The following is a 22626-nucleotide window of genomic DNA, read 5'->3' on the forward strand; positions in this document are numbered from 1 at the left end:
GCGCAAAGCGGGAATGTTTGGAAGGGGCGAAGATGAATACACCGGCACATTTACTGATCGGCGGTGCGTTGATGGGGCGGGGGCGGCGGCACCTGATCTGGGCGGGCATGGCGGGGGGGCTGGCGCCCGATGTATCGCTGTATGTCATGGCCGGCGCGGCGCTGTTTGTGCTGCAGATACCGCCGGAGCGGGTGTTCAACGAGCTGTATTTCTCAGACGCGTGGCAAACGGTCTTTGCGATCGATAATTCGTTCCTGCTTTGGGGGGGGCTTTTGGCGGTCGCGCTGTATTTGCGCAAAGACTGGGCCGTCGCGGTGACGGGGGCGGCGCTGGTGCATCTGTGTCTGGATTTCCCGCTGCACCACGATGACGGGCGGCCCCACTTCTGGCCGGTGAGCAACTGGATTTTCGAAAGCCCCGTCAGCTATTGGGACCGCGCGCACGGGGCCAATTGGGTCGGGCCGATCGAGGTCGCGATCGCGGCGGCGGCATTCGTGCGCATCGTGACGTGGCGTCCGGGCTGGGCGATTGGCGCGGGGGTGACGCTGCTGATGCTGGCAGAGCTGTCGGTCATCCGCGTCTGGTTGTTTGTTTTCGGGCTTTAGCCACAAAAAAACGCGGTCCCGAGGGACCGCGCTTTTGCCACAAACGGGCGTTTTGATCAGGCGGCTTCGGCCTGTTGAGCGGCGTTGCGACGCTCGGATTCTTCGCGGCTGAGGGCGACGGAGGTCCGCACGCCTTTGCCAACAAAGTCCATGAGGCCTGTTACAACACGTTCATTGGGGTCGATACCGGCACAGCTCAGCACTTCGCGACCGTCGCGGGAACGGGCCCAGCGTGCGATCTGCTCTGGTCCATTGCCGTATTTCTTGTCATCTGCAATCGCGTCGTCCAATGCAGCAAGCACGACTGCGGCGAACAGTTTGCGTGCGCGGTTGCCTTGTTCATTGTTAAATGCGGTGCCATCAACGAAATCTTTCAACTCGTCGTCCTTTCGTTATTCTTGCTCTTGTCATTTGGCGTGTGGCTCTTCTGACAGGTTTAGAGCGATTCGAATACCCTTCTCGCGCATAGCTCCGTTGCGTCACTTGCATATCGTTTGCGCGTGCAGCACGGTGGTTGCTCCGCTTGCGCGGGGCCTTAGCAGTCGATATAGGGCCACTTAATCTTTCATCAACCTTTTGCCAGAGTTTTGTCACATGCCAAAAATCAACGGAAATGAGATCCGTCCCGGAAACGTATTGGAACATAATGGCGGTCTTTGGGCAGCTGTGAAGGTAGATCACGTCAAACCGGGCAAAGGTGGGGCATTTGCCCAGGTCGAGATGCGCAACCTGCGCAACGGCTCGAAGCTGAACGAACGCTTCCGCAGCGCCGACAAGGTCGAGCGGGTGCGTCTTGAGCAGAAGGACCAGCAGTTCCTCTACGAGGATGACGGCATGCTGGTGGTGATGGACACCGATACCTACGAGCAGGTGCAGGTTTCTGCCGAACTGCTGGGCGAGCGTCGCCCGTTCTTGCAGGACGGCATGATGATCGTGGTGGAATATCACGACAGCGAGGCGCTGAACGCGTCTTTGCCACAAAAGGTTGTCTGCAAGGTCGTCGAGACCGAGCCGGTGGTCAAAGGTCAGACGGCGGCGAATTCGTTCAAGCCGGCCGTGCTGGACAATGGTGTCAAGGTATCCGTGCCGCCCTTCGTGGGGCAGGACGAGGATATCGTGGTGAACACCGAAACCATGGAATACGTCGAGCGGGCCTGAGCGCCGCCAGAAATCGGGTTTTCGAACGCGCCTCCGGTCACTGGTGGCGCGTTTTTGCGTTTAGACAGTGCGGGTGACGGCGGTGCCCTCGGCGTCCATGGTGCCGGTGGCCCGGTCGAACCGCAGATAGGCAAGTGCGTGATCGCCCGCGCGCGTCAGCAGCGTGCCGACAGGTTTGCCATCGGTGGTGATGGGCGTGCCGGTGTCCGCGTCGCCCTCAAGCGTCACCTGTGCCAGCCCTTTGCGCAACTCGGTCTTATGCTTCATCCGTGCCGTGACTTCCTGACCCACGTAGCAGCCTTTGCGGAAATCGACGCCGTGCAGCCGTTCGAACCCCATTTCGAGGATGAAGCTGTCGCCGGTGAGTTCGACCCCGCTTTGCGGGATCTGGTGTGCCACGTAGAGCGCGGCCCAATCGGTCGTATCATCCGTCTGTGGCGTGTCGCGGTAGGCCCGCCAGCCGAGTGCGGGGTGGCGCGGGTCGGGCAGGGCGTCCGCGGGCGGGGCATCGGTGCCGCGGTGCAGGTGCTGGTCGGTGTCGTCGATCGCCACGTCCGCGCGCAGTTTGTACATCATCAGCCGCTGCTTGAGTGCGGCGGCCTGATCCGCGTCGGCGTCGAGCAGGATGGCGTCTGCAACGGCACGCAGGAAGAAGTCGGCGATGTATTTGCCCTGTGGCGTCAGCATCGCGGCGTAGACCAGCCCGTGGTCCACCCCCGCGACATCGTTGGTGATGAGCCCCTGCAGGAAGTCGCGGCTGTCGGAGCCGGTCAGACGCAGGATGCGACGGTTTGCGTGAGGCATGAGACTGTCCTTTCGGGTATCTGTGTCATATAGCACCTTCAGCTCAGCGAAAAAGAGGGGCCATGCGCGCTCAGATTTCCATTCTCCTGCCAACGCTCGATGCGGAGCCCCATCTGGGGCGGTGTCTGCACGGGTTGATGGAAGGACTGGAGGCGGGGCTGATCCGGGAACTGATTGTCAGCGACGGTGGATCGCGCGATGCCACGGGGGCCACGGCGCAGGCGTGGGGCGCGCAGGTGTTGCACGGACCGGCGGGCCGGCTGGACCAACTCGGGGCCGCGCTCGACGTGGCGCGGGGGGCGTGGGTGCTGGCACTGGACGCGCGCTGCGTTCTGGATCAGGGCTGGACCACGGCGGTGCAGAGGCATTTGCCGCAGACCGCGGCAGGCATTCTCGAGATGCGGCCCGAAGGCGGCGGCATTGCGCAGGGGCTGCGTGCAAACATGCGCAACTGGCGGGCGGCGCGGGGCGCGATCGGGCCATACGTGCCTGTCCTGATGCGTCATGCGATGGCGCGGGATGCGTTGCGGGCGGGCGGCTGGCAGCTGAACCGCACGCAGGTCGCGCGGCTGGACGCGCGATGCCGCGTGATGCGCCATGCGGCGCAGATGGCAGGCAACGGCACGCGGACAGCTTCCCCGGCGCAGGGCGCGGCGGAGCGCCACCGCTAGCCGAATAATTTTTGGCCCAGACGTTGCAGCAGGTTGGGTGCGCGGTCGGGCCTCTCATACCGCCGCATGCCCGCGGTATGATAGCTTTGCCGGTCGGCGACGGTTTTGCCATCCTGGAATTGCAACCGGTAGAGATCGGCGTAGATGCCGCCGCGTTCGAGCAATTCGGCATGCGTGCCTTCGTCGACGTTCTGGCCGCGGTCCATCACGATGATCTTGTCCGCGCCGCGGATCGTCGACAGGCGGTGGGCGATGACAAGCGTCGTGCGGCCCTTGGCCAGACGGTCCAGCGCCTGTTGCACCACTTTTTCGGATTGCGCATCGAGCGCCGAGGTCGCCTCGTCCAGCAGCAGAATGGGCGTGTCGCGCAGCAACGCACGGGCGATCACGACGCGCTGGCGCTGGCCCCCCGACAGGGCAGAGCCGCGCGGTCCGACGTGTGTGTCGAGCCCGTGTTCCAGCTGATCCAGAAAATCGCTGACATGGGCGGCGTCCAGCACTTCGCGCAGCCGCTCGTCGCTGACATCCTCGCGGCCCAGCACGATGTTTTCGCGCAGGGTTTCGTCAAACAGCAGCGCCTCTTGCGTGACCACGGAAAACAGGCCGCGCAGATCGTCAAGCGCCATATCGGTGGTGGCAACCCCGCCGATGCGCACGTTGCCCGATTTGGGATCAATCAGGCGGGTCAACAGATTGAAGATGGTGGACTTGCCCGCCCCCGATGCGCCCACGAGCGCGGTGGTCTGGCCCGCCTCGGCCCGCAGGTTCAGCTGTCGCAGCACCTTGCTGTCGCCGTAGTTCAGATCGACGTTTTCGAGCGTGATATCGGGGCTGTCGGTGGGCGCGGTTTTCGGGGTGGCGGGGGATTGCAGCAATACCGGCGCGTCCATCAGCTCCTTGATGCGCTCAAGTGCTGCAGCGGCGGTTTGCCACTGGCCGCTGATCGCGCCAAGACGGCGCAGCGGGTTGAAGGTAAAGCCCATCGCGGTGAAAAAGGCCATGAACTGGCCGATCGTCTTGTCCCCCGAAATGATTTCGGAGCCGCCGTAGAGGATGACAGCCATGAACCCCACGCCCGACATGATGTCGATGAGCGCGGGGATGGCGGAGCTGCCGAAGGCGGTGCGCACTTCGGTGCGCACGAACTGGCGCGTGGTGTCACGGTAGAGCCGCGCCTGATACCGCTCGAGCGCGTTGAGCTTGATCTGCACGATGCCGTGAAACACTTCGTCCAGCCGGGTGGACAGCGTGGCGCCCAGATCGCGGGCTTCGCGGGCGCGCTGGCGCACGAAACGCTGGGCCACGGCGGCAGGCAGCACCATCAGCGGGATGCCGATGCACGCCAGCAGCGCCCAGACCCAGTCGATGCTGATCGCCACGCCCATCAGCACCAGAAGCCCGATGAAATCACGCCCCGCGCCAGTGATGATCGCCCGCCAGACGTTGCCGACGGCGTTCACGTCCGATTGCACCCGCTGCACCAGAAAACCGGGCGGGTGGCTTTGATGAAAGGCGCCGTCCTGCTTCATCATCTGGTCCAGCAGATCAATGCGCATGTCGGCCGCCGAACGCTGCGCGATGCGTGTCAGCAGCACCTTTTGCGCCACCGATGAAATCGCACGCATCACGAAGATGCCCAGCAGCACCAGCCCGACCACGTAAAGAAGGCTGTTTTCGCCCGCCACAAAGACACGGTCGAACATCGGCTCCATCAGCTTGGCCATCGCGCCGAGGGTCGAGCCCTCGATGATCATGAACAGCACGGCCACCGCCAGCAGCCCCATGTGTTTGCGCAGGTAGTTGCGCCACAGCCAGCGCAGAAGCTGGCCCGATGTATAGGTGGGGTCGGTCATGAGGGCGGGGGTATCCCTTTGCCAGGCGCGTCGCGGTCTTTGTACGGGGGGCAGCGCGGGGGGGCAAGCGCCGCGCGTGATTGACGAAGGCGGCGGGCGGGGTATGTTTGGGCGCAGGCGCCCCTGGCGGTGCAACTGCTTTGGCTTGAAGGAAAAAACAAATGGCATCCAGTCCGAACCTGTCGCACGGGCGCGGCTATCTCGCTATTCCCGGCCCTTCGGTCATGCCCGAAGCGGTGTTGCAGGCGATGCACCGGCCCGCGCCCAACATCTATGCCGGTGCGTTGGTTGACATGATGCCGGACCTGATGGCCGATCTGAAACGGGTGGCGCGCACGCAGGGTCATGCGGCCATCTACATCGGCAACGGCCATGCCGCATGGGAGGCGGCGCTGGCCAATGTGGTGGCCCCCGGCGAGACGGTTCTGGTTCCGGCGACGGGGCGTTTTGGCCACGGATGGGGCGAAATGGCCGAGGGGCTTGGCGCGTCGGTCAAGCTGCTGGATTTCGGCAAGTCGGCCACCTGGGACCTCGAGGCGATACGCGGCGTGCTGAAGGCGGATGGCGCCCACCGGATCAAGGCGGTGCTGGCGGTCCATGTCGATACATCAAGTTCGGTGCGCAATGATATTCCGGCACTGCGCGCGTTGCTCGATGATCTGGGCCACCCCGCGTTGCTGATGGCCGATTGCATTGCCTCGCTCGGCTGCGACCGTTTCGAGATGGATGATTGGGGCGTCGACGTGATGGTCACGGGGTGCCAGAAGGGTCTGATGGTGCCGCCGGGGTGCAGCTTTGTCTTTTTCAACGACCGCGCACAGGCCGTGCGCGACGCGATGCCGAGGGTCAGCCGGTACTGGGATTGGGTGCCGCGCAGCACCGCGACGGAATTCTGGCAGTATTTCAACGGCACCGCGCCGACACACCACCTTTACGGCCTGCGCGTGGCGCTCGACATGATCCACGACGAGGGTATGGAGAACGTCTGGGCCCGCCATGAGACGCTGGCCCGCGCCATCTGGGCCGCGTGCGATGCGTGGGGCGCGGGCGGGGAGCTGCGGCTCAACATCGCCGATCCGGCAGAGCGGTCGCATGCGGTCACCTCGTTGCGGCTGGGCGGGAACGACGGGGCGCGGTTGCGCCATTGGGTGGAAAAGAACATCGGTCTGACGCTGGGCATCGGTTTGGGCATGGCCGAACCCGGCGACAGAAACCCGGGCGCGTATTTCCGGCTGGGCCACATGGGTCATGTCAACGGCCAGATGATCATGGGATTGCTTGGCGGCATGCAGGCGGGGCTTGCCGCGCTGGACATTGACCACGGTGCCGGTGCCCTTGATGCGGCGGCGCGTGTGATTGCGAGCCGCTAGCCGCGGCGCGCCTCAACCCCCGACAGCACGCGGTTGATGACCCAACCCAGACAGGCCACCGCCAGCAGGCCCCAGATGGCCCAGATCGCCACGAAGATCCACGTGATGTTCACGCCGAACATCACGACGCATGCTTTGGTGAAGTCTGGCGCACGGCCCGGTGGTGTGCTCATCCGTAATCTCCTGCAGGGGCAGGTAGAGTGTAACGCGCGATGACGCTTCGTCAGCTTTTTTCTGCATCCCGCATGGCGTCGGGCAGGGCGGCGGCAAAGGCATCCAGCATGTCGGGGGTGCCGCAACTGATCCGCACACAGCGGTCTTGCGGGGCGACAAACGGCATGCGTGCGAAGATGCCCCGCGTCACCAGCCCGTCCAGCACCGCGCGCGCGAACGCGCCATCGCGGCCGCAGTCGATGGTCACGAAATTTGTCGCCGACGGCAGGGGAGCGAGCCCGTTCGCCCGCGCGATTTCGGCGATCCGGTCGCGGGACACGGCAATCTTGTCTGTCACCTGTGCCAGATAGCTTTGGTCCGCCAATGCGGCCAGCGCGCCGGCCTGTGCCGCGCGGTTCATGCCGAAATGATTGCGGACCTTGTGAAACGCGGCGATCAGATCGGGGGCGCCAAGCGCGTAGCCCACCCGCGCCCCGGCCATGCCGTAGGCCTTTGAAAAGGTGCGCATCCGGATGACGCGGGGGTCGTCAAACTCCAGCGGCAATGCCGTGCCTTCGGGGGCGCATTCCACATAGGCTTCGTCGAGCACCAAAAGCGTGCCCGCAGGCAGCGCGTCGAGCGCCCGGGCGAGCGCGGCACCGCTGTGGTGGCTGCCCATCGGATTGTCGGGGTTGGCGAGATAGACCAGCTTTGCGTCCACCTGTGCCGCCTTGGCAAACAGGGAGTGCGGATCTTCGGCGTCGTCGACATACGGCACGGTGTGCAGCACCCCGCCGAACCCCGCCACGTGATAGTTGAAGGTCGGATAGGCCCCCGCGGAGGTGACGACTGCATCACCCGGCCCCACCATCAGCCGCACGAGATAGCCGAGCAGACCGTCGATCCCTTCGCCCACCATGATGTGATCCCTGGACGTGCCGTGATGGGCGGCAAGCGCGGTGCGCAGATCGAAGCTTTCGGGGTCGCCGTACATCCATTGAGGTGTCTGTGCCATCGCACGCACGGCACCGGGGGCAGGACCGAAGACGTTTTCGTTCGCCCCCAGCCGCGCGTCAAAGACAGCGCCGCGGGCGCGTTCCTGCGTTTCGGGGCCGACGAACGGCACGGTGGCGGGCAGCGATTGGGCGAGCGGGGTGAGGCGGGCATGTGTCATGGGCTTTGGTAGGCCGCAGGCAGGGCCGATGGCAAGCGTTGTAAAGACGACAATCGTGCATATATGAGAACGGTTCGCAAAAATGAGGGCGCGAGAATGGCAAAACTGACAAGACGTGGCTTCATCGCCGCCAGCGTGGCGGCAGGCGGGTTGCGGAGCGCGGGGATCATCGTCGCCAAACCAGCGACACGGCGCATCCTGACGCTGGTCTATGACAAGAGCCTCGGCATGATGCGTGCCGTTGAACGGGTCGTACCGCGCTGAGTGCCGCCACGTTTTGCTGGCGCGGGGCGGGGCAGCTGTGGGACGCTGGCGCAAAGCAACCGCAGGAGAACGCCCATGTCCCGTGTCACGGTCACCTTTGACAACCATATCGCCCACGTCCGCCTGACCCGTGCCGAAAAGATGAATGCGGTCGACCAAGAGATGATCGATGCGATCATCGCCGCCGGTCAGGATGTGGCCGCATCGGACGCGCGTGTGTGCGTTCTGTCGGGCGAGGGCAAGGCGTTCTGTGCAGGCATCGATATTTCCGGCCTGTCGGCGATGATCGGCAAAGACCCCCATGAGCTGCTGATGCCGCGCACCCATGGGGATGGCACCACGAACCAGTGGCAGGAGGTCGCCATGGTCTGGGCGCGGATGGACATACCGGTCATCGCGGCGGTGCACGGGGTCTGTTTTGGCGCGGGGATGCAGCTGGCGCTGGGAGCCGACTTGCGCATCGCGGCGCCCGATGCGCAATTCGCGGTGATGGAGATGAAGTGGGGCATCGTGCCGGACATGGGCGGCATGGTGCTGCTGCCGCGTCTTGTGCGGTCGGACGTGCTGCGCCGTCTGACCTACACCGCAGATCCGGTCGACGCCGCGCAGGCCGAACGCTGGGGATTGGTGACGGAAATTGCCGACGATCCGCTGGCCGCCGCGATGGCGCTGGCCGAAAAGATCACGCAGAAAAGCCCAAGTGCGATCAAGGCGGCCAAGCAATTGATTTCGGTTGCCGAAACAACGCCCGATGCGGAAGTCCTGTTGGCCGAAAGCCGCGCGCAGGCGGCATTGATGGGCAAGCCGCACCAGATGGAAGTGGTCGCGGCCACCTTTGGCAAACGCGCCCCTGTTTTCAAATGATCACGCCCGCCGGTCGCGCGCTGCCGCGTGGTGGTATTCGAGGCTTCTGATCTCGGCCATCACGCGGGCGCGGGCCTCTTCCGACTTGAGGCTGGCGCAGATTTTCTGCGCAGCCTCAATGCGGCTGCGCAGCGTCGCCTCATCGGGTTGAAGTCCCAGACGCGCCACCATCCGCGCGCCGGGGGTGGGCGCGGGGCCGGGACGCGTCGGCGTGCCCAGCCCCTCTGCCGTGGCGATCTGGCGCTTGAAAAACCGCGCAGCACCGCGCATGTCAGCCCAGCTCCGCCAACCGGTCGAGCGCCGCTTGAAGCTGGTCCGCTTCTTCCTGCCGCGCGGAAAGGTTCGCGCGGGCCTCGGCCACAACGTCTTCGGGGGCGGAGGCGGCGAATTTGGGGTTATTCAACCGTCCGTTCAGCCCGCCGATTTCCTTGCCCAGCTTGTCGAGCGATTTTTGCAGACGCGCCTTTTCGGCGTCGATGTCGATGATCCCCTCGAGCGGCAGGCCGAACGTGGCGCCGGGCGCGGGGATGCTGACGGTGCCTTTGGGGAAGTCATCGGCGCGGTCCAGCGTTTCGATCCGGGCGAGCCGTTTGATCATCACCTCGTTGTTATCCCACGCCTTTTGCGCATCCGCGTCCATGTCGGTGACCACCATCGGCACCTTCATGCCCGCGGGCACGTGCATCTGCTGGCGCGCAGAGCGGACGTTTTCGATCACCCCGATGACCCAGTTGAGTTCGCGGTCGGCCTGCGCGTCGAGCAGATCGGCAGTGGTGTAGGTGGGCCAATCGGCGTGCACCAGAGGCTTGGCGCGGGTGGCCGTGGTGCCCCACAGCTCTTCGGTGATGAAGGGCATGATGGGGTGCAGCAGGATCAGGCACTGGTCAAGAACCCAGCCCAGCGTCTGGCGTGTTTCCTCGGCCTCCGGCGCATCGTCCTGCAACAGCGGCTTGGACAGCTCAACGTACCAGTCGCAGACCTTGCCCCAGACAAAGGCATAGAGCCCGTTGGCGGCATCGTTGAAGCGGTAGGCGGCCAGCGCGGCATCGGTTTGTTCGCGAATACGGGCCGTCTCGCCGACGATCCATTTGTTCAACGTCGCCTGAGGTTGAGGCATCGCGGCGGGGCTGCCGGTGAAGACGCCGTTCATTTCGGCGAACCGGTGGGCATTCCAGATCTTGGTACCGAAGTTGCGATAGCCCTGAATGCGCGCGGTCGACAGCTTCAGATCGCGGCCCATTGCGGCCATCGATGTCAGGGTAAACCGCACCGCATCGGCGCCGTATTCGTCGATCAGCTCGAGCGGGTCGAGCACGTTGCCGAGGGATTTCGACATCTTCTTGCCCCGCTCGTCGCGCACCAGCGCGTGCACATAGACGGTGCTGAACGGCTTTTGCCCGGTGATCGCGTATTGCATCATCATCATGCGCGCGACCCAGAAGAAGATGATGTCAAACCCGGTGATGAGCACGGAGGTGGGGAAATATTTCTCGAGCGCCTCGGTCTGGTCGGGCCAGCCCAGCGTGCCGATGGGCCAGAGGCCGGAGGAAAACCACGTGTCGAGGACGTCGGGATCGCGGTGTAGAAAGACAGATGCGAGCTGATCGTCTTCGCCAGCCATCGAAAATTCCGAGCCCAGCTCAAGCATTCCCTCTGGATCGTCAAGCCCCTCATGCAAACTGACGCGATCGCCATAGTAGTCACGCGCAATTTTCTTGGCCTCTGCAAAACTTGTTGCACAGAAAGGCTTTCGTGCTGCAGGTTGGACCTCTCCGTCAACTACTTCTGGCCCGTACCAAACCGGGATCTGGTGGCCCCACCACAGCTGGCGCGAGATGCACCATGGCTCGATGTTCTCGAGCCAGTGGAAATAGACCTTCTTGTCCTGCTCGGGCAGGATTTCGGTGTCGCCATTGCGCACCGCGTCCAGCGCGGGGCCGACGATCTGGGCGGTGTCCACGAACCACTGGTCCGTCAGCATCGGTTCGATCACCACTTTGGAGCGGTCGCCGAAGGGCTGCATGATTTTCTTGGCCTCGACCAGCGGAACGAGCGCCTCGTCGCGCGCCTCGCCGCCCTCTTCGGGGGCGAGCGGTTTTTGTGCGGCTTTGCCCAGACGCGGATCGTGGGCTTGCGTCATCACGGCCAGACCCTCGGCGGTGATGTCGGCGATCACGGCCTTGCGGGCCTCGAACCGGTCCATGCCGCGGTAGGCATCGGGCACGAGATTCATCGCGGCGATCTTGGCCATGTTGAAGTCTTCGTCGCCGTTGGCGATGGCCTGTGCGGTGGCGGCTTCTTCGGCGTAGGGGCGGCCGTCGGCACGCATCGCGCCCTTGGTGTCCATCAGGTTGTACATCGGGATGTTGGCCCGCTTGGCGACTTCGTAGTCGTTGAAGTCATGCGCACCGGTGATCTTCACCGCGCCCGAACCGAAGCTGGCATCGGGGTAGTCGTCGGTGATGATCGGGATCAGGCGGCGCTGCGCCTTTGGCCCGACGGGAATTTCGCATAGTTTTCCGACGATTGGGGCGTAACGCTCATCGTCGGGGTGAACGGCGACCGCGCCGTCGCCCAGCATGGTTTCGGGGCGCGTCGTGGCGATGGAGATATAGTCCCGCTCCTCGCTGAGGGTGACGTTCCCGTCCTCGTCGCGCTCGATATAGGTATAGGTGGCCCCGCCCGCGAGCGGGTATTTGAAGTGCCACATGTGCCCGTCGGTTTCGATATTCTCGACCTCGAGATCGGAAATCGCGGTTTCGAAATGCGGATCCCAGTTCACCAGACGCTTGCCGCGGTAGATATGGCCCTTGTTGTACATCTCCACGAAGACCTTGATGACGGCGTCGTGGAAATTGCCTTCCTCGCCCGCGGGGGCACCGGGGGCGCCGGACATGGTAAAGGCGTTGCGCGACCAGTCGCAGGAGGCGCCGAGGCGCTTGAGCTGTTCGATGATCGTGCCGCCGGACTTGGCTTTCCATTTCCAGATCTCGGCGGTGAACGCATCGCGGTCCCATTCGCGGCGGGGTGGTTTGCCTTCGGCAGCAAGCTGGCGTTCAACGACCATCTGCGTGGCGATGCCCGCGTGGTCCTGACCGGGTTGCCACAGCGTGTCGAAGCCGCGCATGCGGTGCCAGCGCGTCAGGATATCCTGCAAGGTGTTGTTGAACGCATGGCCCATGTGCAGCACGCCTGTCACGTTGGGCGGCGGGATCATGATGGAAAAGGTCTCATCGCGGCTCGCGTTTGCGCCGGCCCTGAAAGCGCCCGCGTCGTCCCAAGCCTTGTAAAGGCGTGTTTCGGCCTCTTTTGCGTCGAATGTCTTTTCCAGTGCCATGATCGTCTTCCTTCGCCTCTGCGTTGCGCTGATCTAGCGCAGCTTGGCGCAGAGGGGAAGGGCGGCAGGGCACGGCGCGTGCGGAAGGCGGGTGGGCCCTTTCGCAAAATGCCGCGCGTTAGGCCGCGATCTGTGTTTCGGCCGGCTCTTGCGGGAGGGTCACGATGAATTCCGCGCCTTCGCCCTCTTGCGAAATGACCTCGATGCCGCCGCCGTGGGTGACGGCAATGCGGCGGCACAGCGCAAGGCCCAGCCCCGTGCCTTCGTAGTCTTCGGCGCGGTGCAGACGCTGAAACAGGCTGAAGACGCGTTCGGCATAGCTGGGGTCGATGCCGATGCCGTTGTCCTTGACCCGCAGCACGAAAGCGGGTGCGGGGCGCTGGCGCATTTCACCGCGAATGGTGATGACCGGCGCGCGGTCTGGGCTGCGGAACTTGAGCGCGTTGGACAGCAGGTTGTGGATCAGGATCGACACCAGCGGCGTATAGCCGATGAACCGCGGCATCGGGCCGATGTCCATGCTGGCATGGGCGCGTTGAATTTCGGGTTTGAGATCCTCGATCGTGTCGTCGATGATGTCGCGCAGATTGATGCAGTCCCGCTCGGCCGGTTCGCCGTTGACCACGCGGGCGTATTTCAGCACGTCGTCGACCAGCGCGCGCATGCGCCCGATGATCCGGCCCGCTTCGCCCAGCGATGCGCGGCCTTCGTCGTCGAGACTGTCTGCATATTCTTCCTCGAAATATTGCAGCCAGAGGCTGAGCGTGTTGGCGGGGGATTTCAGGTCAGGCGACGCGGCATAGGAAAATTCGCGCAATTCGCGGTTGGCGGCGACGGCCTCTTCGATCTTCTGGTCAAGCTGGCGGTTGCGTTGGGTAAGCTTTGACTGCGCGGTGGCCCGTTCGCCGATTTCACGGTCGCGGTCACGGATCGCCTTGAGCAGGGTCGCAGGTGCGGGAATGCGCAACGCTTCGGGCAGCATTTTCCACAGGGCGATGGCGGTGATGGCCGAAATCACGCCCGTCAACAGCTTGAGCACGCCCTGAAGCCCGTAGAAGGGATAATACATGGTCACAATGCTCATCAGATGGCTGATGCCGCAGGCGGTGATGAACGCCACGAACAGAACCGCAGGCGCGCGCAGGGCGGGATCGCGCCGCTGGCGCAGAAAGATCAGCATGATCGCGGGAATCGCGAAATAGCTCACCGCGATCAGCAGATCGGCGGCGATATGTGTGTAGAGCACAGGCACATTCCACGCGATGCAGAAGCCATGTGGCGAATAGCCGCCGTCGGAGAACAGAAAATCGACAAGTTGCTGCACGGGGTCACCCTTTTCACGCTGTTTTGCGGATTGGACCGGTCATATCGCGCAGTTCTTGCGACAGCGTTAATTCGCGGGGGCAATAATTCGGGCAGGCGGGCCTAGACACCGCCGGTGCCAAGGCTAACCTGCACGCTCGGAGTATTCGTCACAGCAGGATTATCAGCATGGACAAGTTCGGCAAAAGCCAGCCCATCACCCGGGTCGAGGACCAGCGGTTTTTGACCGGAACGGGCCGTTATGTCGATGATATCGCGCCAGAGGATGCGCTGCACTGCTATGTGTTTCGGGCCCCCGTGGCGCACGGTGTCATCACCGAGCTTGACGTGAGCGAGGCCCGCGCGGCCGAAGGGGTCGCGTTGGTCGTGACCTGCGCCGATCTGGAAGAGGCAGGCGTCGACATTTCCATGTGGGCCGCCACGGTCAAGAACCGCGATGGCACAGCGGCGGCGGCACCTGTCCGCCCGATACTGGCGCGTGACAAGATGCGCTTTGTGGGCGAGCCCGTGGCCGTGGTGGTGGCCCAAACCTATGAGCAGGCGCGCGATGCGGCCGAACTGATCATGCTGGACTATGACGAGCTGCCGGCAAAGACGGACATGGCGCAGGGCGGCGCGCCGGTGCACGAAGAAGCGCCCGACAATCGCGCATTCGACTGGGGCATGGGGGACGAAGCCGCGACCGAGGCGGCGTTTGCCAGTGCTGCCCGTACGGTCAGGATGGATGTGGACGATAACCGGATCATCGTCAATTCGATCGAGCCGCGCGGATGTTTTGCCGAATGGGACGGCACGCGCCTGCACCTGTCCAACAACGGGCAGGGTGTCTGGGTGCACAAGAATGCGCTGGTCAAGGCGTCCAAGCTGGACGAGGACGCGGTGCGCGTCACCAACCCCGACACGGGCGGGGCCTTTGGCATGAAAGGCATGGGATACCCCGAATATCTGGTCTGCGCACACGCGGCGAAGGTGCTTGGCCGCCCGACACGCTGGATGTCGGAGCGTACCGAGGCGATGCTGAGCGACAACGCGGGCCGCGATCTGACCTCGACCGCAGAGCTGGCCTTTGACGCCGATAACCGTATCACCGCCTACAGAGTGCACACGAAATGCAATCTGGGCGCCTACAACAGCCAGTTCGGCCAGTTGATCCAGACCCAGCTTTTCAGCCGTGTTCTGATGGGCGTCTACGATGTGCAGACGACATGGCTGCAGGTGGACGGTTTCTATACCAATACCGTGCAGGTCGATGCCTACCGCGGTGCGGGCCGACCGGAGGCGATTTTCCTGCTTGAGCGGATCATGGACCAGGCCGCGCGCGAATTGGGTGTCGATGCATGGGACCTGCGCCGTCTCAATTTCATCAAACCCGATCAGTTCCCCTATGCCACCACAACGGGCGAAACCTATGACGTGGGCGATTTCGACAAGGTGCTGTCGCGCGTAGCGCTAGAGGCCGACCGTGCGGGCTTTGACGCCCGCCGCGATGCGGATGCCGCGCGCGGCCTGCTGCGCGGGCAGGGTCTGTGCTATTACATCGAAAGCATTCTGGGCGATCCGACCGAGGGCACAAAGGTGGTGTTCCGCGAGGACGGTGGTGTCGACATATTGGTGGGCACACAGTCGGGCGGGCAGGGCCACGAGACCGTCTATGCCAAGTTCCTGTCCGACCAGACGGGCATTCCGATGGACCAGATCACGGTGGTGCAGGGCGACAGCGATCTGATCAAGCAGGGCGGCGGCACCGGCGGATCGCGGTCGGTCACCGTGCAGAACAACGCCACTTTGGTCACGGTGGCCAAGATCGTCGAGACCTTTAGCGCGTTTCTTGCCGATGAGATGGGGGTCCCCGCGGCCGAGATCGGTTTCGATGACGAGCGGTTCCGCGCCGAGGGGTCGAACCTGACGCCGACGATGCTGGAGGTGGCGCAGATGGCGCGTGAAAAGGGCCGGGACGATCTGCTGGTGCATCACGAACGCGTGACGCTGGACGCCCGCAGTTTCCCCAACGGAGCGCATGTCTGCGAGGTCGTGATTGACCCCGACACTGGAATTGCGACCATCGACCGCTACACGGTTGTCGATGATTTCGGTAACCTTATCAATCCATTGCTGGCCGAAGGTCAGGTACATGGCGGCGTGGTGCAGGGGATCGGACAGGCGGTGCAGGAGCGTGTCGTCTATGACGAGGACGGCCAATTGCTCACGGCATCGTTCATGGACTATGCCATGCCGCGCGCAACCGATGTGCCCTATATATCATTCACCAGCGAGCCGGTGCCCTCGACCGCGAACGTGATGGGCATGAAAGGCTGTGGCGAGGCGGGAACCGTCGGCGCACTGGCGGCCGTGTCGAACGCGGTTCAGGATGCGCTTTGGGCGCGGGGGGTGCACCGTGTGGACATGCCGTTCACGCCGCACCGCGTATGGGAGATGTTGCAGGGTGAACCGATCGCAGCCGAATGATCCAGAGCCACGCGCGCCGTTGCTGGCGCGGCTGTTCGGCAAGCTGTGGCGCAGGCCGGACACCGACATCAGCCCGTCACGGGGGCCCCAGACCCATCTGGTGATCCTTGACGGGACCATGTCGACCCTGAGCCCCGGCGACGAAACCAACGCGGGGCTAGCCTATAAACTGGCGCAGGAAATGGGCGGCCAGCTGTCGATCTACTATGAGCCGGGGCTGCAATGGCGCGACTGGCGCAGCACCCATGACGTGGTGGCAGGGCGCGGCATCAACCGCCAGATCCGGCGGGCCTATGGCTATCTCGCGTCGCGCTACCGCCCCGGGGACCGGATTTTCCTGATGGGGTATTCGCGCGGTGCCTACGCCGTGCGTTCGCTGGCGGGGGTCATCGACCGCGTCGGCCTGCTGGAGGCGCATCACGCGACCGAACGCAACGTGCGGCTTGCGTACCGCCATTACGAATGCAACGGGGAAACGCCTGCGGTGCGCCAGTTTGCCGAAGGGTTTTGCCATGCCGATGTGCCCATCGAGATGGTCGGTGTCTGGGATACGGTCAAGTCGCTGGGCATCAACGCGCCGGTGCTCTGGCGGCTGAGCGTGGCGCGGCATGCGTTTCACAACCACGCGCTGGGCGATCATATCAAGCGCGGCTATCACGCGCTGGCGCTGCACGAGACCCGTGTCGTGTACCGGCCCGTGTTGTGGCAAACCACGGAACGCGACGTGGACCGCATCGAGCAGATGTGGTTTCGCGGCACGCATGGGGACATCGGAGGCCAGTTGGGTGGGCGGCACGAAGCGCGCCCGCTGGCCAATATCCCGCTGGTGTGGATGCTTGAACGCGCCGAGAACGCGGGCCTGCCGCTGCCGGAAGGCTGGCAAAAACGGTTCCACTGCGATGTGACCGCCCCGTCAATCGGCACGTTCGCGGGGTGGGGCAAGGTGTTTGTCACCCGCCGGAAACGCGTGGTGGGGGCGGATCCGTCAGAGGCTGTGCACGAAAGCTTCGGGGCCGCTGCGGCAGTGCCGGATGCGGTGGAGCAGACCGGCTAGGCGCCGGTCAGGCCAGTTGCATCACGATGCAGGTCGTCGATCCGGTCGCATAAAGCTTGCCATCCTCGACGCCGCGGATTTCGCCATGGGCGATCCCGGTGGACCGGCCGACGTGATCGGTGATGCCTTCGCAATCGATCGTCATGCCCAGCGGAATGGGGCGCAGGATGTTCACCTTGAATTCGAGCGTTGTGTAGACCGCGCCGCGCGGGATGCCTGTCATCACTGCGCAGGCCATCGCCGAATCGAGCAGGGTGCCGTACCAGCCGCCGTGTACCGTGCCCATCGGGTTTGTCACGTTGAATTCGGGCGCACCCCGGAACACGACGCGCCCCTGTTCGACCGCGTGCAGGCCGTAGCCCATCGTCTGGCCGATGGGCGGGCCGGGGTTGGTCCCATCGAGTATTTTCTGCATGAATTCAAGGCCCGACAGCGCCAGAGCGTCGGATGTGCTGAGCAGGTCGTCGGGGGATTTGGCGATGCGGGGCATGCGATGTCTGTCCGGTCGTTGTGTGTCGCTGCACCCTAGGGGGGATGCCGCGGCAGGTACAAGGGGTCAGGCGACCTCGCTCAGGGAGGTGTGGGGGGTGATGCCCAGCGCGCGGCAGACATCGCGGGTCAGATCGGGCCGGTTGAGCGTGTAGAAATGCAGGCTGTCGACGCCTTCGTCCACAAGCGTGCTGCACATTTCCGTGCACAGGCTGGTCGACAGCAGGTCACTGCGCCCGTCGCGGTCCGCGCAACGGTACGCATCGTCAAGCCACGCTGGCACGGCCGTGCCGCACCGTTCGGCAAAGGCACGGGCGGAGCGCCAGTTGGTCACCGGCAGGATGCCCGGTACGATCGGTTTGTCTATGCCTGCCGCCGCGCATTGATCGCGGAACCGCAGAAAACTGTCGGTGTCGAAAAAGAACTGGGTAATGGCCTCGTCCGCGCCCGCGTCGAATTTCCGTTTGAGATACTGGATGTTGGCGTGCTGGCTGGCCGCATCGGGGTGGCATTCGGGATAGGCGCCGACCCGAAGCGTGAACCGGTCCATCAGGGCCAGCGCCTCGATCAGTTCAAGCGAGGAGGCAAAACCGCCGGGGTGGGGATCGAACCGGGTCTCGCCCGCGGGCGGATCACCGCGCAGGGCCACGATGTCGGTGACACCTGCGGCGGCAAAGGCTTCGGCGGTGGCGATGGTCTGGGCGGCGGTGGCACCCACGCAGGTCAGATGCGCAGAGACCGGCAGCCCCGACGTGCGGTGCAACACCGCCGCGGCATCCTGTGTCAGATCGCGTGTCGTGCCGCCCGCGCCGTAGGTGACCGAGAAGAACCGCGGCGCCAGAGGGGCCAGCGCCTGCGCGGTGTCCCACAGTTTGAAGGCGGCATCGACGGTCTTGGGCGGAAAGACTTCGAAAGAAACGGTGGGGCTTGGCATGGGGCGCGGTCCTTTTGATTTTGTCCCTTGTCGCACAGGGGGCGTTATGAGACAAATTCATAACTTTCAACTTCTACATGAGGATTGCCTCATATGCATATCGAGTTCCGGCACCTGCGCACCATTCAGGCCATCCACGAAGCCGGTGGGTTGGCGCGGGCCGCCGAGATGATGAACATCACCCAATCCGCGCTGAGCCATCAGGTGAAAGGGTTGGAGGACCAGGCGGGAGTGGAGCTTTTCGTGCGCCGCTCCAAACCGCTGAAACTGTCGCCTGCGGGCCAGCGTTTGCTCAAGCTGGCACAGCAGGTGTTGCCGCAGGTCGCGGCGCTGCAGGATGAATTCAGCGGTCTGCGCGATGGCAGTACGGGGCGGATGCATATCGCCATCGAATGCCACGCCTGTTTTGAGTGGCTGTTCCCGGTGCTTGAACAGTTCCGGCGCAGTTTTGGCGAGGTCGATGTGGACATCCGTCCGGGGCTGGCCTTTGACGCGCTGCCCGCGCTCTTGCGCGAGGAGGTGGACCTTGTCATCTCGAGCGATCCCGAAGAGATTGCGGGCGTCGAATTCATCGAGCTGTTTGATTACAATGCGGTATTTGTCGCCGCGAGCCAGCATCCACTGGCCGCCAAGCCGTTCATCGAAGCGGAGGATTTCCGGGGCGAGACGCTGATTACCTATCCCGTTGAACGGTCGCGGCTCGATGTGTTCAGCCAGTTGCTGATCCCCGCAAAGGTAGAGCCGGCCGCCATCCGGCAGGTTGAGCTGACGGCGGTGATCCTGCTGCTGGTGGCGTCCAATCGCGGGGTGTCGGTGCTGCCCGATTGGGTGGTGCGCGAGGTGAAATATTCGTCCGATTACGTCACCCGGCCCCTGACCGAAAGCGGGATTACACGGGGGCTTTATGCGGCGATCCGTGCGGATGATCGCGACAAGCCGTTCATGCGCGAGTTGCTGCAGCTTGCGGGACAAGAGGCCCGCAAGCTGCAATCGGCCTGACGATCAGACCAGTTTTACCACGGCCTTGCCGTTGTTGCCGCCCTCGAGCAGGTTGATGAAGGCCTCGGGCGCGTTTTCGAGCCCCTCGGTCACGTCCTCGAGCGTTTTGATCCGCCCGTCGGCCAGCATCGGCCCGACGGTGGCGTGGAATTCGCCCATCCGGTCCCAGTGGTTGGAGATGATGAAGCCGTTGACGCTCAGGAAGTTGACAAGGATCGTGCGCCACAGGCGGGGGCCTGTCAGCGTCTGTTCCTGCGCGGAGGCACCCAGACCCCCTTCATTGTACCACGCGATCATGCCGCAGATTGGGATGCGCCCGAAGGCGTTCATCATCGGCAGGACCGCTTCGAGCACCTTGCCACCGACGTTTTCGAAATAGATGTCGATGCCGTCGGGGCATTCTTCCTTGAGCGCGCGGCGCAGGTCGGAGGCGCTGTCAAAGGCACGGTGATCGACGCAGGCGTCAAAACCGAAGTGATCGACCGCGAGGCTGCATTTGTCGGCCCCGCCCGCGATGCCCACCACGCGCAGGCCCATGGATTTGGCCAGCTGCCCCACCATCGAGCCCACGGGGCCGGTGGCTGCGGCAACGACAAGCGTTTCGCCTTCCTTGGGGCGGCCGTGTTCCATCAGCCCGAACCAGCCGGTGAAACCGGGCATGCCCATCACGCCCAGCGTATAGGACAGGGGCACCTGATCGGGATCGACGCGCGCCAGACCTTCACCGTCGGACGTGGCGTGGGTGGCCCAGCCGAACGCGCCCATCACGTGATCGCCCACGGCGTATTTGTCGTTCCGGCTTTCGATGACGCGGCCCACGGCGCCGCCTTCCATCTTGCCGTCCAGCGGAACGGGCGCGGCATAGGATTTCGCGTCGTCCATGCGCCCGCGCATATAGGGGTCGAGCGACATATAATGTACTTCGACCACGATTTCGCCCGGACCCGCGGTGGGGATCTGCGATTCCTCGAGCCGGAAATTATCGGCGGTGGGGGCGCCCGTGGGGCGGCTGGCCAGAACGATCTGCTGCATCTTGTCGGACATCTGTTGGTCTCCCGGTTGTGTTATGCCCGCCAAGGTAGCGGTTGGCGCGCCTTGCACAAGCTGCATGGCTGCCGACCTCACGTCAGCTGCCCCTTGGCAATCGGGGCGCATGGGGCTAACAGGGCGTCTGATCCAAGACAGAGGGCCCCGGATATGGTTGGCAGTGCAAATCTCAACATCATGATCAAGGCTGCCCGCAAGGCGGGCCGCGCGTTGGTCAAGGACTTCCGCGAAGTCGAGAACCTGCAGGTGTCGATGAAGGGCGCGGGCGATTTTGTCAGCCGTGCCGATCTGAATGCCGAAAAGATCCTCAAGGAAGAATTGCGCGGCGCACGCCCCACCTATGGCTGGCTGGCCGAAGAGGGCGGCGGCGAGGATGGCGAGGACCCCACCCGCCGCTGGATCGTCGATCCGCTGGACGGGACCACGAACTTCTTGCACGGGCTGCCCCATTGGGCCATTTCCATCGCACTGGAGCACAAGGGACAGGTCGTCGCGGGCGTGATCTTTGACGCGGCCAAGGACGAGATGTTCTTTGCCGAAAAGGGCGCGGGTTCGTGGATGAACGACAGCCGCCTGCGCGTGTCGGGCCGTCACCGGATGATCGAGGCGATCTTTGCCAGCGGCGTGCCGTTTGGCGGGCGGTCCGATCTGCCGGTCACCTTGCAGGAATTTGCGCGTCTGGCCCCGGCCTGTGCGGGCATCCGGCGCTGGGGATCTGCGGCGCTGGACATGGCCTATGTCGCGGCTGGTCGTTATGACGGGTACTGGGAACGCCGCCTGAACGCCTGGGATCTCGCGGCGGGCGTCATTATCGTCAAGGAAGCCGGCGGTCTGATCGAGCCGTTGAACCCGGCGGGCGATATCCTGGCCGACGGCGAAGTGATTTGCGCCAACGAGGCAATCTTCAACAGCTTCCAGAAGGTGATCCGGCCCTAATCCGGCCCTAATCCGGCTGGTCCGCCGGATGGTTGACCCCGTCGGTCCAGCCGATGGGTTCATGCGTCCAGCTTTCGACCCCTTCGATACAGCCCAGATTGATCCCGCATTCCGCGGGATCCGACCGGCGCTGATGGTAGAGGTAGATGCCACAGATCTTGCAAAAATAATGCTTTGCCGTGTGCGTTCCCCAGCTGTAGCGGGTGAGCGTATCTGTGCCTTTGGTCACGATCACGCTGTCTGTGCGCGCGGTCACGGCGGCCGCCTGCCTGCGGCGACAAAAGCTGCAGGTGCAGCGGGCGGGATCAAGCCCGCCGGGTAGGGTGGCGGTCAGGGCGCAGGCGCCGCAATGGCACTGGGCAGAAATCTTCATTTGCGTTTCACCTTGGGAATGCTGCTGGGCAGGGCTGGATAGCGGGCAGGCGCGTGCGGGGGATGACCGTCAGTGGCCTGCCAGAACCGCGGCCCGCCCAACCGCAGCCACAGCGGCACCGTCAGCACCAGCCCCGCGACAAAGCCGCCCGCATGCGCCCAGTAGGCCACGCCGCCGGCCGTAGGGTCGGCCCCCACGCCGCCGATGAATTGCATGCCGAACCATACCATCAGCATGATCCATGCGGGGATTGGAAACACCCGAAAGATGATGATCAGCACCAGCAGAATGTCGACCTTGGCCTTGGGGAACAGCAACAGATACCCTCCCATCACCCCCGCGATCGCCCCCGAGGCGCCCACCGTGGGGATGTAGGAGGCGGGATCGGCCACCACATGCGCCAGCCCCGACAAGGCCCCCGTGGCCAGGTAGAAGGCGAGGTATTTCAGATGTCCCATCTCGTCCTCGACGTTGTCGCCGAAGATCCACAGGAACAGCATGTTTCCCGCCAGATGCAGCCATCCCGCGTGCAGGAACATGGAGGTGACCAAGCCTGCGTAGCCATCGCCCTGCGTGACGCGGCGGGGCAGCAGGGCCCAATCGTAGTAGAGGCGGCTGAGGGCGCGCTCATCGCCCGACACCGGCAACATCCACAGGAAAATCACGATGTTCAACGCCATCAGCGCATAGGTGACGTAGGGCACGCGGCCCGATGGATTATGATCGCGGATGGGAAACATGGCGCCAAGCTG

Annotated in this window: 23 protein-coding genes; 10 read left to right on the forward strand and 13 right to left on the reverse strand. The window is 64.0% G+C overall.

Annotated elements, in window-relative coordinates; genetic code table 11:
• Positions 1–32 precede the first annotated feature (32 nt).
• Entirely contained in the window at positions 33–605 is a 573-nt protein-coding gene (locus K3756_RS05660; RefSeq protein ID WP_259991761.1) for a cobalamin biosynthesis protein CobQ, read from the forward strand.
• A gap of 56 nt (positions 606–661) precedes the next feature.
• Here the strand turns inward: K3756_RS05660 and K3756_RS05665 are convergent, their stop codons facing one another.
• The gene (locus K3756_RS05665) at positions 662–982 is read right to left on the reverse strand and encodes a DUF6280 family protein (protein ID WP_008228933.1); all 321 of its coding nucleotides are present in this window, start codon (positions 980–982) and stop codon (positions 662–664) included.
• A gap of 217 nt (positions 983–1199) precedes the next feature.
• Here K3756_RS05665 and efp point away from each other — a divergent pair, with 217 nt between their 5' ends.
• Positions 1200–1763 (forward strand): elongation factor P, encoded by a 564-nt coding sequence (gene efp, locus K3756_RS05670; protein ID WP_259991769.1) that lies wholly within the window; start codon positions 1200–1202, stop codon positions 1761–1763.
• 60 nt (positions 1764–1823) lie between these two features.
• Here efp and K3756_RS05675 read toward each other — a convergent pair whose 3' ends face one another.
• Entirely contained in the window at positions 1824–2567 is a 744-nt protein-coding gene (locus tag K3756_RS05675; RefSeq protein ID WP_259991771.1) for a folate-binding protein YgfZ, read from the reverse strand.
• Positions 2568–2629: 62 nt separating this feature from the next.
• Here K3756_RS05675 and K3756_RS05680 point away from each other — a divergent pair, with 62 nt between their 5' ends.
• Positions 2630–3238 (forward strand): glycosyltransferase, encoded by a 609-nt coding sequence (locus K3756_RS05680; RefSeq protein WP_259991773.1) that lies wholly within the window; start codon positions 2630–2632, stop codon positions 3236–3238.
• Here K3756_RS05680 and K3756_RS05685 read toward each other — a convergent pair.
• Complete coding sequence (locus tag K3756_RS05685) at positions 3235–5091, reverse strand: ABC transporter ATP-binding protein (RefSeq protein WP_259991775.1); 1857 nt, start codon at positions 5089–5091, stop codon at positions 3235–3237. The two genes, K3756_RS05680 and K3756_RS05685, sit on opposite strands and share 4 nt — an antisense overlap.
• A 161-nt stretch (positions 5092–5252) precedes the next feature.
• Here K3756_RS05685 and K3756_RS05690 point away from each other — a divergent pair, with 161 nt between their 5' ends.
• A complete protein-coding gene (locus tag K3756_RS05690; RefSeq protein ID WP_259991777.1) occupies positions 5253–6461 on the forward strand; it encodes an alanine--glyoxylate aminotransferase family protein in 1209 nt (402 codons plus the stop codon).
• Here K3756_RS05690 and K3756_RS05695 read toward each other — a convergent pair.
• Both K3756_RS05695 and K3756_RS05700 read right to left on the reverse strand, forming a co-directional pair.
• A complete protein-coding gene (locus K3756_RS05695) occupies positions 6458–6634 on the reverse strand; it encodes a hypothetical protein (protein ID WP_259991779.1) in 177 nt (58 codons plus the stop codon). The genes K3756_RS05690 and K3756_RS05695 overlap by 4 nt on opposite strands.
• A 50-nt stretch (positions 6635–6684) precedes the next feature.
• Positions 6685–7788 carry a pyridoxal phosphate-dependent aminotransferase gene (locus tag K3756_RS05700; protein ID WP_259991781.1) on the reverse strand — a complete coding sequence of 368 codons (1104 nt, stop codon included), beginning with the start codon at positions 7786–7788 and terminating at the stop codon, positions 6685–6687.
• A 96-nt stretch (positions 7789–7884) separates the two neighbouring features.
• Here K3756_RS05700 and K3756_RS05705 point away from each other — a divergent pair, with 96 nt between their 5' ends.
• Together K3756_RS05705 and K3756_RS05710 are read left to right on the forward strand one after the other, a co-directional pair.
• Positions 7885–8052 carry a Tat pathway signal protein gene (locus K3756_RS05705; RefSeq protein WP_259991783.1) on the forward strand — a complete coding sequence of 56 codons (168 nt, stop codon included), beginning with the start codon at positions 7885–7887 and terminating at the stop codon, positions 8050–8052.
• Positions 8053–8127: 75 nt separating this feature from the next.
• Positions 8128–8916: a crotonase/enoyl-CoA hydratase family protein gene (locus K3756_RS05710; protein WP_259991785.1), complete on the forward strand. Its 789-nt coding sequence runs from the start codon at positions 8128–8130 to the stop codon at positions 8914–8916.
• On the opposite strand, the gene K3756_RS05715 is transcribed toward K3756_RS05710, so the two are convergent.
• The 3 genes from K3756_RS05715 to K3756_RS05725 all read right to left on the reverse strand — a co-directional run bounded on the left by K3756_RS05715 (position 8917) and on the right by K3756_RS05725 (position 13577).
• Complete coding sequence (locus tag K3756_RS05715) at positions 8917–9186, reverse strand: hypothetical protein (protein ID WP_259991787.1); 270 nt, start codon at positions 9184–9186, stop codon at positions 8917–8919.
• A gap of 1 nt (position 9187) precedes the next feature.
• Entirely contained in the window at positions 9188–12253 is a 3066-nt protein-coding gene (locus K3756_RS05720) for a valine--tRNA ligase (RefSeq protein ID WP_259991789.1), read from the reverse strand.
• Between the two features lie 118 nt (positions 12254–12371).
• Complete coding sequence (locus K3756_RS05725; RefSeq protein WP_259991791.1) at positions 12372–13577, reverse strand: ATP-binding protein; 1206 nt, start codon at positions 13575–13577, stop codon at positions 12372–12374.
• A gap of 167 nt (positions 13578–13744) precedes the next feature.
• Between K3756_RS05725 and K3756_RS05730 the strand changes: the two genes are divergently transcribed.
• On the forward strand, positions 13745–16042 hold the full coding sequence (locus K3756_RS05730; protein ID WP_259991793.1) for a xanthine dehydrogenase family protein molybdopterin-binding subunit: 2298 nt from the start codon (positions 13745–13747) through the stop codon (positions 16040–16042).
• A 31-nt stretch (positions 16043–16073) separates the two neighbouring features.
• Positions 16074–17096: a DUF2235 domain-containing protein gene (locus tag K3756_RS05735; protein ID WP_259993491.1), complete on the forward strand. Its 1023-nt coding sequence runs from the start codon at positions 16074–16076 to the stop codon at positions 17094–17096.
• 7 nt (positions 17097–17103) lie between these two features.
• Here K3756_RS05735 and K3756_RS05740 read toward each other — a convergent pair whose 3' ends face one another.
• Positions 17104–17586, reverse strand: coding sequence for a PaaI family thioesterase (locus K3756_RS05740; RefSeq protein WP_259991796.1), 483 nt, complete (start codon positions 17584–17586; stop codon positions 17104–17106).
• A gap of 66 nt (positions 17587–17652) precedes the next feature.
• Positions 17653–18519 (reverse strand): methylenetetrahydrofolate reductase [NAD(P)H], encoded by an 867-nt coding sequence (metF, locus tag K3756_RS05745; protein WP_259991798.1) that lies wholly within the window; start codon positions 18517–18519, stop codon positions 17653–17655.
• Between the two features lie 93 nt (positions 18520–18612).
• On the opposite strand from metF, the gene K3756_RS05750 reads away from it, so the two are divergent.
• Positions 18613–19518, forward strand: coding sequence for a LysR family transcriptional regulator (locus tag K3756_RS05750; RefSeq protein WP_259991800.1), 906 nt, complete (start codon positions 18613–18615; stop codon positions 19516–19518).
• Positions 19519–19521: 3 nt separating this feature from the next.
• Here the strand turns inward: K3756_RS05750 and K3756_RS05755 are convergent, their stop codons facing one another.
• The gene (locus K3756_RS05755) at positions 19522–20562 is read right to left on the reverse strand and encodes an NADP-dependent oxidoreductase (protein ID WP_259991802.1); all 1041 of its coding nucleotides are present in this window, start codon (positions 20560–20562) and stop codon (positions 19522–19524) included.
• A gap of 153 nt (positions 20563–20715) precedes the next feature.
• On the opposite strand from K3756_RS05755, the gene K3756_RS05760 reads away from it, so the two are divergent.
• Positions 20716–21501: an inositol monophosphatase family protein gene (locus tag K3756_RS05760; protein WP_259991805.1), complete on the forward strand. Its 786-nt coding sequence runs from the start codon at positions 20716–20718 to the stop codon at positions 21499–21501.
• A gap of 7 nt (positions 21502–21508) precedes the next feature.
• On the opposite strand, the gene K3756_RS05765 is transcribed toward K3756_RS05760, so the two are convergent.
• The gene (locus K3756_RS05765) at positions 21509–21874 is read right to left on the reverse strand and encodes a GFA family protein (RefSeq protein WP_259991807.1); all 366 of its coding nucleotides are present in this window, start codon (positions 21872–21874) and stop codon (positions 21509–21511) included.
• Entirely contained in the window at positions 21871–22614 is a 744-nt protein-coding gene (locus tag K3756_RS05770) for a rhomboid family intramembrane serine protease (RefSeq protein WP_259991809.1), read from the reverse strand. The genes K3756_RS05765 and K3756_RS05770 overlap by 4 nt, the downstream gene beginning before the upstream one ends.
• Between the last annotated feature and the right edge of the window lie 12 nt (positions 22615–22626).

Source organism: Sulfitobacter sp. S190, from assembly GCF_025141935.1.
Taxonomy (GTDB): domain Bacteria; phylum Pseudomonadota; class Alphaproteobacteria; order Rhodobacterales; family Rhodobacteraceae; genus Sulfitobacter.

What these genes read in the sequence shown, in the direction of transcription:
- K3756_RS05660 (WP_259991761.1), top strand. Translation starts at nt 33, where the DNA reads ATGAATACACCGGCACATTTACTGATCGGCGGTGCGTTGATGGGGCGG.
- efp (WP_259991769.1), top strand. Translation starts at nt 1,200, where the DNA reads ATGCCAAAAATCAACGGAAATGAGATCCGTCCCGGAAACGTATTGGAA.
- K3756_RS05675 (WP_259991771.1), bottom strand. Translation starts at nt 2,567, where the DNA reads ATGCCTCACGCAAACCGTCGCATCCTGCGTCTGACCGGCTCCGACAGC.
- K3756_RS05680 (WP_259991773.1), top strand. Translation starts at nt 2,630, where the DNA reads ATGCGCGCTCAGATTTCCATTCTCCTGCCAACGCTCGATGCGGAGCCC.
- K3756_RS05685 (WP_259991775.1), bottom strand. Translation starts at nt 5,091, where the DNA reads ATGACCGACCCCACCTATACATCGGGCCAGCTTCTGCGCTGGCTGTGG.
- K3756_RS05690 (WP_259991777.1), top strand. Translation starts at nt 5,253, where the DNA reads ATGGCATCCAGTCCGAACCTGTCGCACGGGCGCGGCTATCTCGCTATT.
- K3756_RS05695 (WP_259991779.1), bottom strand. Translation starts at nt 6,634, where the DNA reads ATGAGCACACCACCGGGCCGTGCGCCAGACTTCACCAAAGCATGCGTC.
- K3756_RS05700 (WP_259991781.1), bottom strand. Translation starts at nt 7,788, where the DNA reads ATGACACATGCCCGCCTCACCCCGCTCGCCCAATCGCTGCCCGCCACC.
- K3756_RS05705 (WP_259991783.1), top strand. Translation starts at nt 7,885, where the DNA reads ATGGCAAAACTGACAAGACGTGGCTTCATCGCCGCCAGCGTGGCGGCA.
- K3756_RS05710 (WP_259991785.1), top strand. Translation starts at nt 8,128, where the DNA reads ATGTCCCGTGTCACGGTCACCTTTGACAACCATATCGCCCACGTCCGC.
- K3756_RS05715 (WP_259991787.1), bottom strand. Translation starts at nt 9,186, where the DNA reads ATGCGCGGTGCTGCGCGGTTTTTCAAGCGCCAGATCGCCACGGCAGAG.
- K3756_RS05720 (WP_259991789.1), bottom strand. Translation starts at nt 12,253, where the DNA reads ATGGCACTGGAAAAGACATTCGACGCAAAAGAGGCCGAAACACGCCTT.
- K3756_RS05730 (WP_259991793.1), top strand. Translation starts at nt 13,745, where the DNA reads ATGGACAAGTTCGGCAAAAGCCAGCCCATCACCCGGGTCGAGGACCAG.
- K3756_RS05740 (WP_259991796.1), bottom strand. Translation starts at nt 17,586, where the DNA reads ATGCCCCGCATCGCCAAATCCCCCGACGACCTGCTCAGCACATCCGAC.
- metF (WP_259991798.1), bottom strand. Translation starts at nt 18,519, where the DNA reads ATGCCAAGCCCCACCGTTTCTTTCGAAGTCTTTCCGCCCAAGACCGTC.
- K3756_RS05750 (WP_259991800.1), top strand. Translation starts at nt 18,613, where the DNA reads ATGCATATCGAGTTCCGGCACCTGCGCACCATTCAGGCCATCCACGAA.
- K3756_RS05755 (WP_259991802.1), bottom strand. Translation starts at nt 20,562, where the DNA reads ATGTCCGACAAGATGCAGCAGATCGTTCTGGCCAGCCGCCCCACGGGC.
- K3756_RS05760 (WP_259991805.1), top strand. Translation starts at nt 20,716, where the DNA reads ATGGTTGGCAGTGCAAATCTCAACATCATGATCAAGGCTGCCCGCAAG.
- K3756_RS05765 (WP_259991807.1), bottom strand. Translation starts at nt 21,874, where the DNA reads ATGAAGATTTCTGCCCAGTGCCATTGCGGCGCCTGCGCCCTGACCGCC.
- K3756_RS05770 (WP_259991809.1), bottom strand. Translation starts at nt 22,614, where the DNA reads ATGTTTCCCATCCGCGATCATAATCCATCGGGCCGCGTGCCCTACGTC.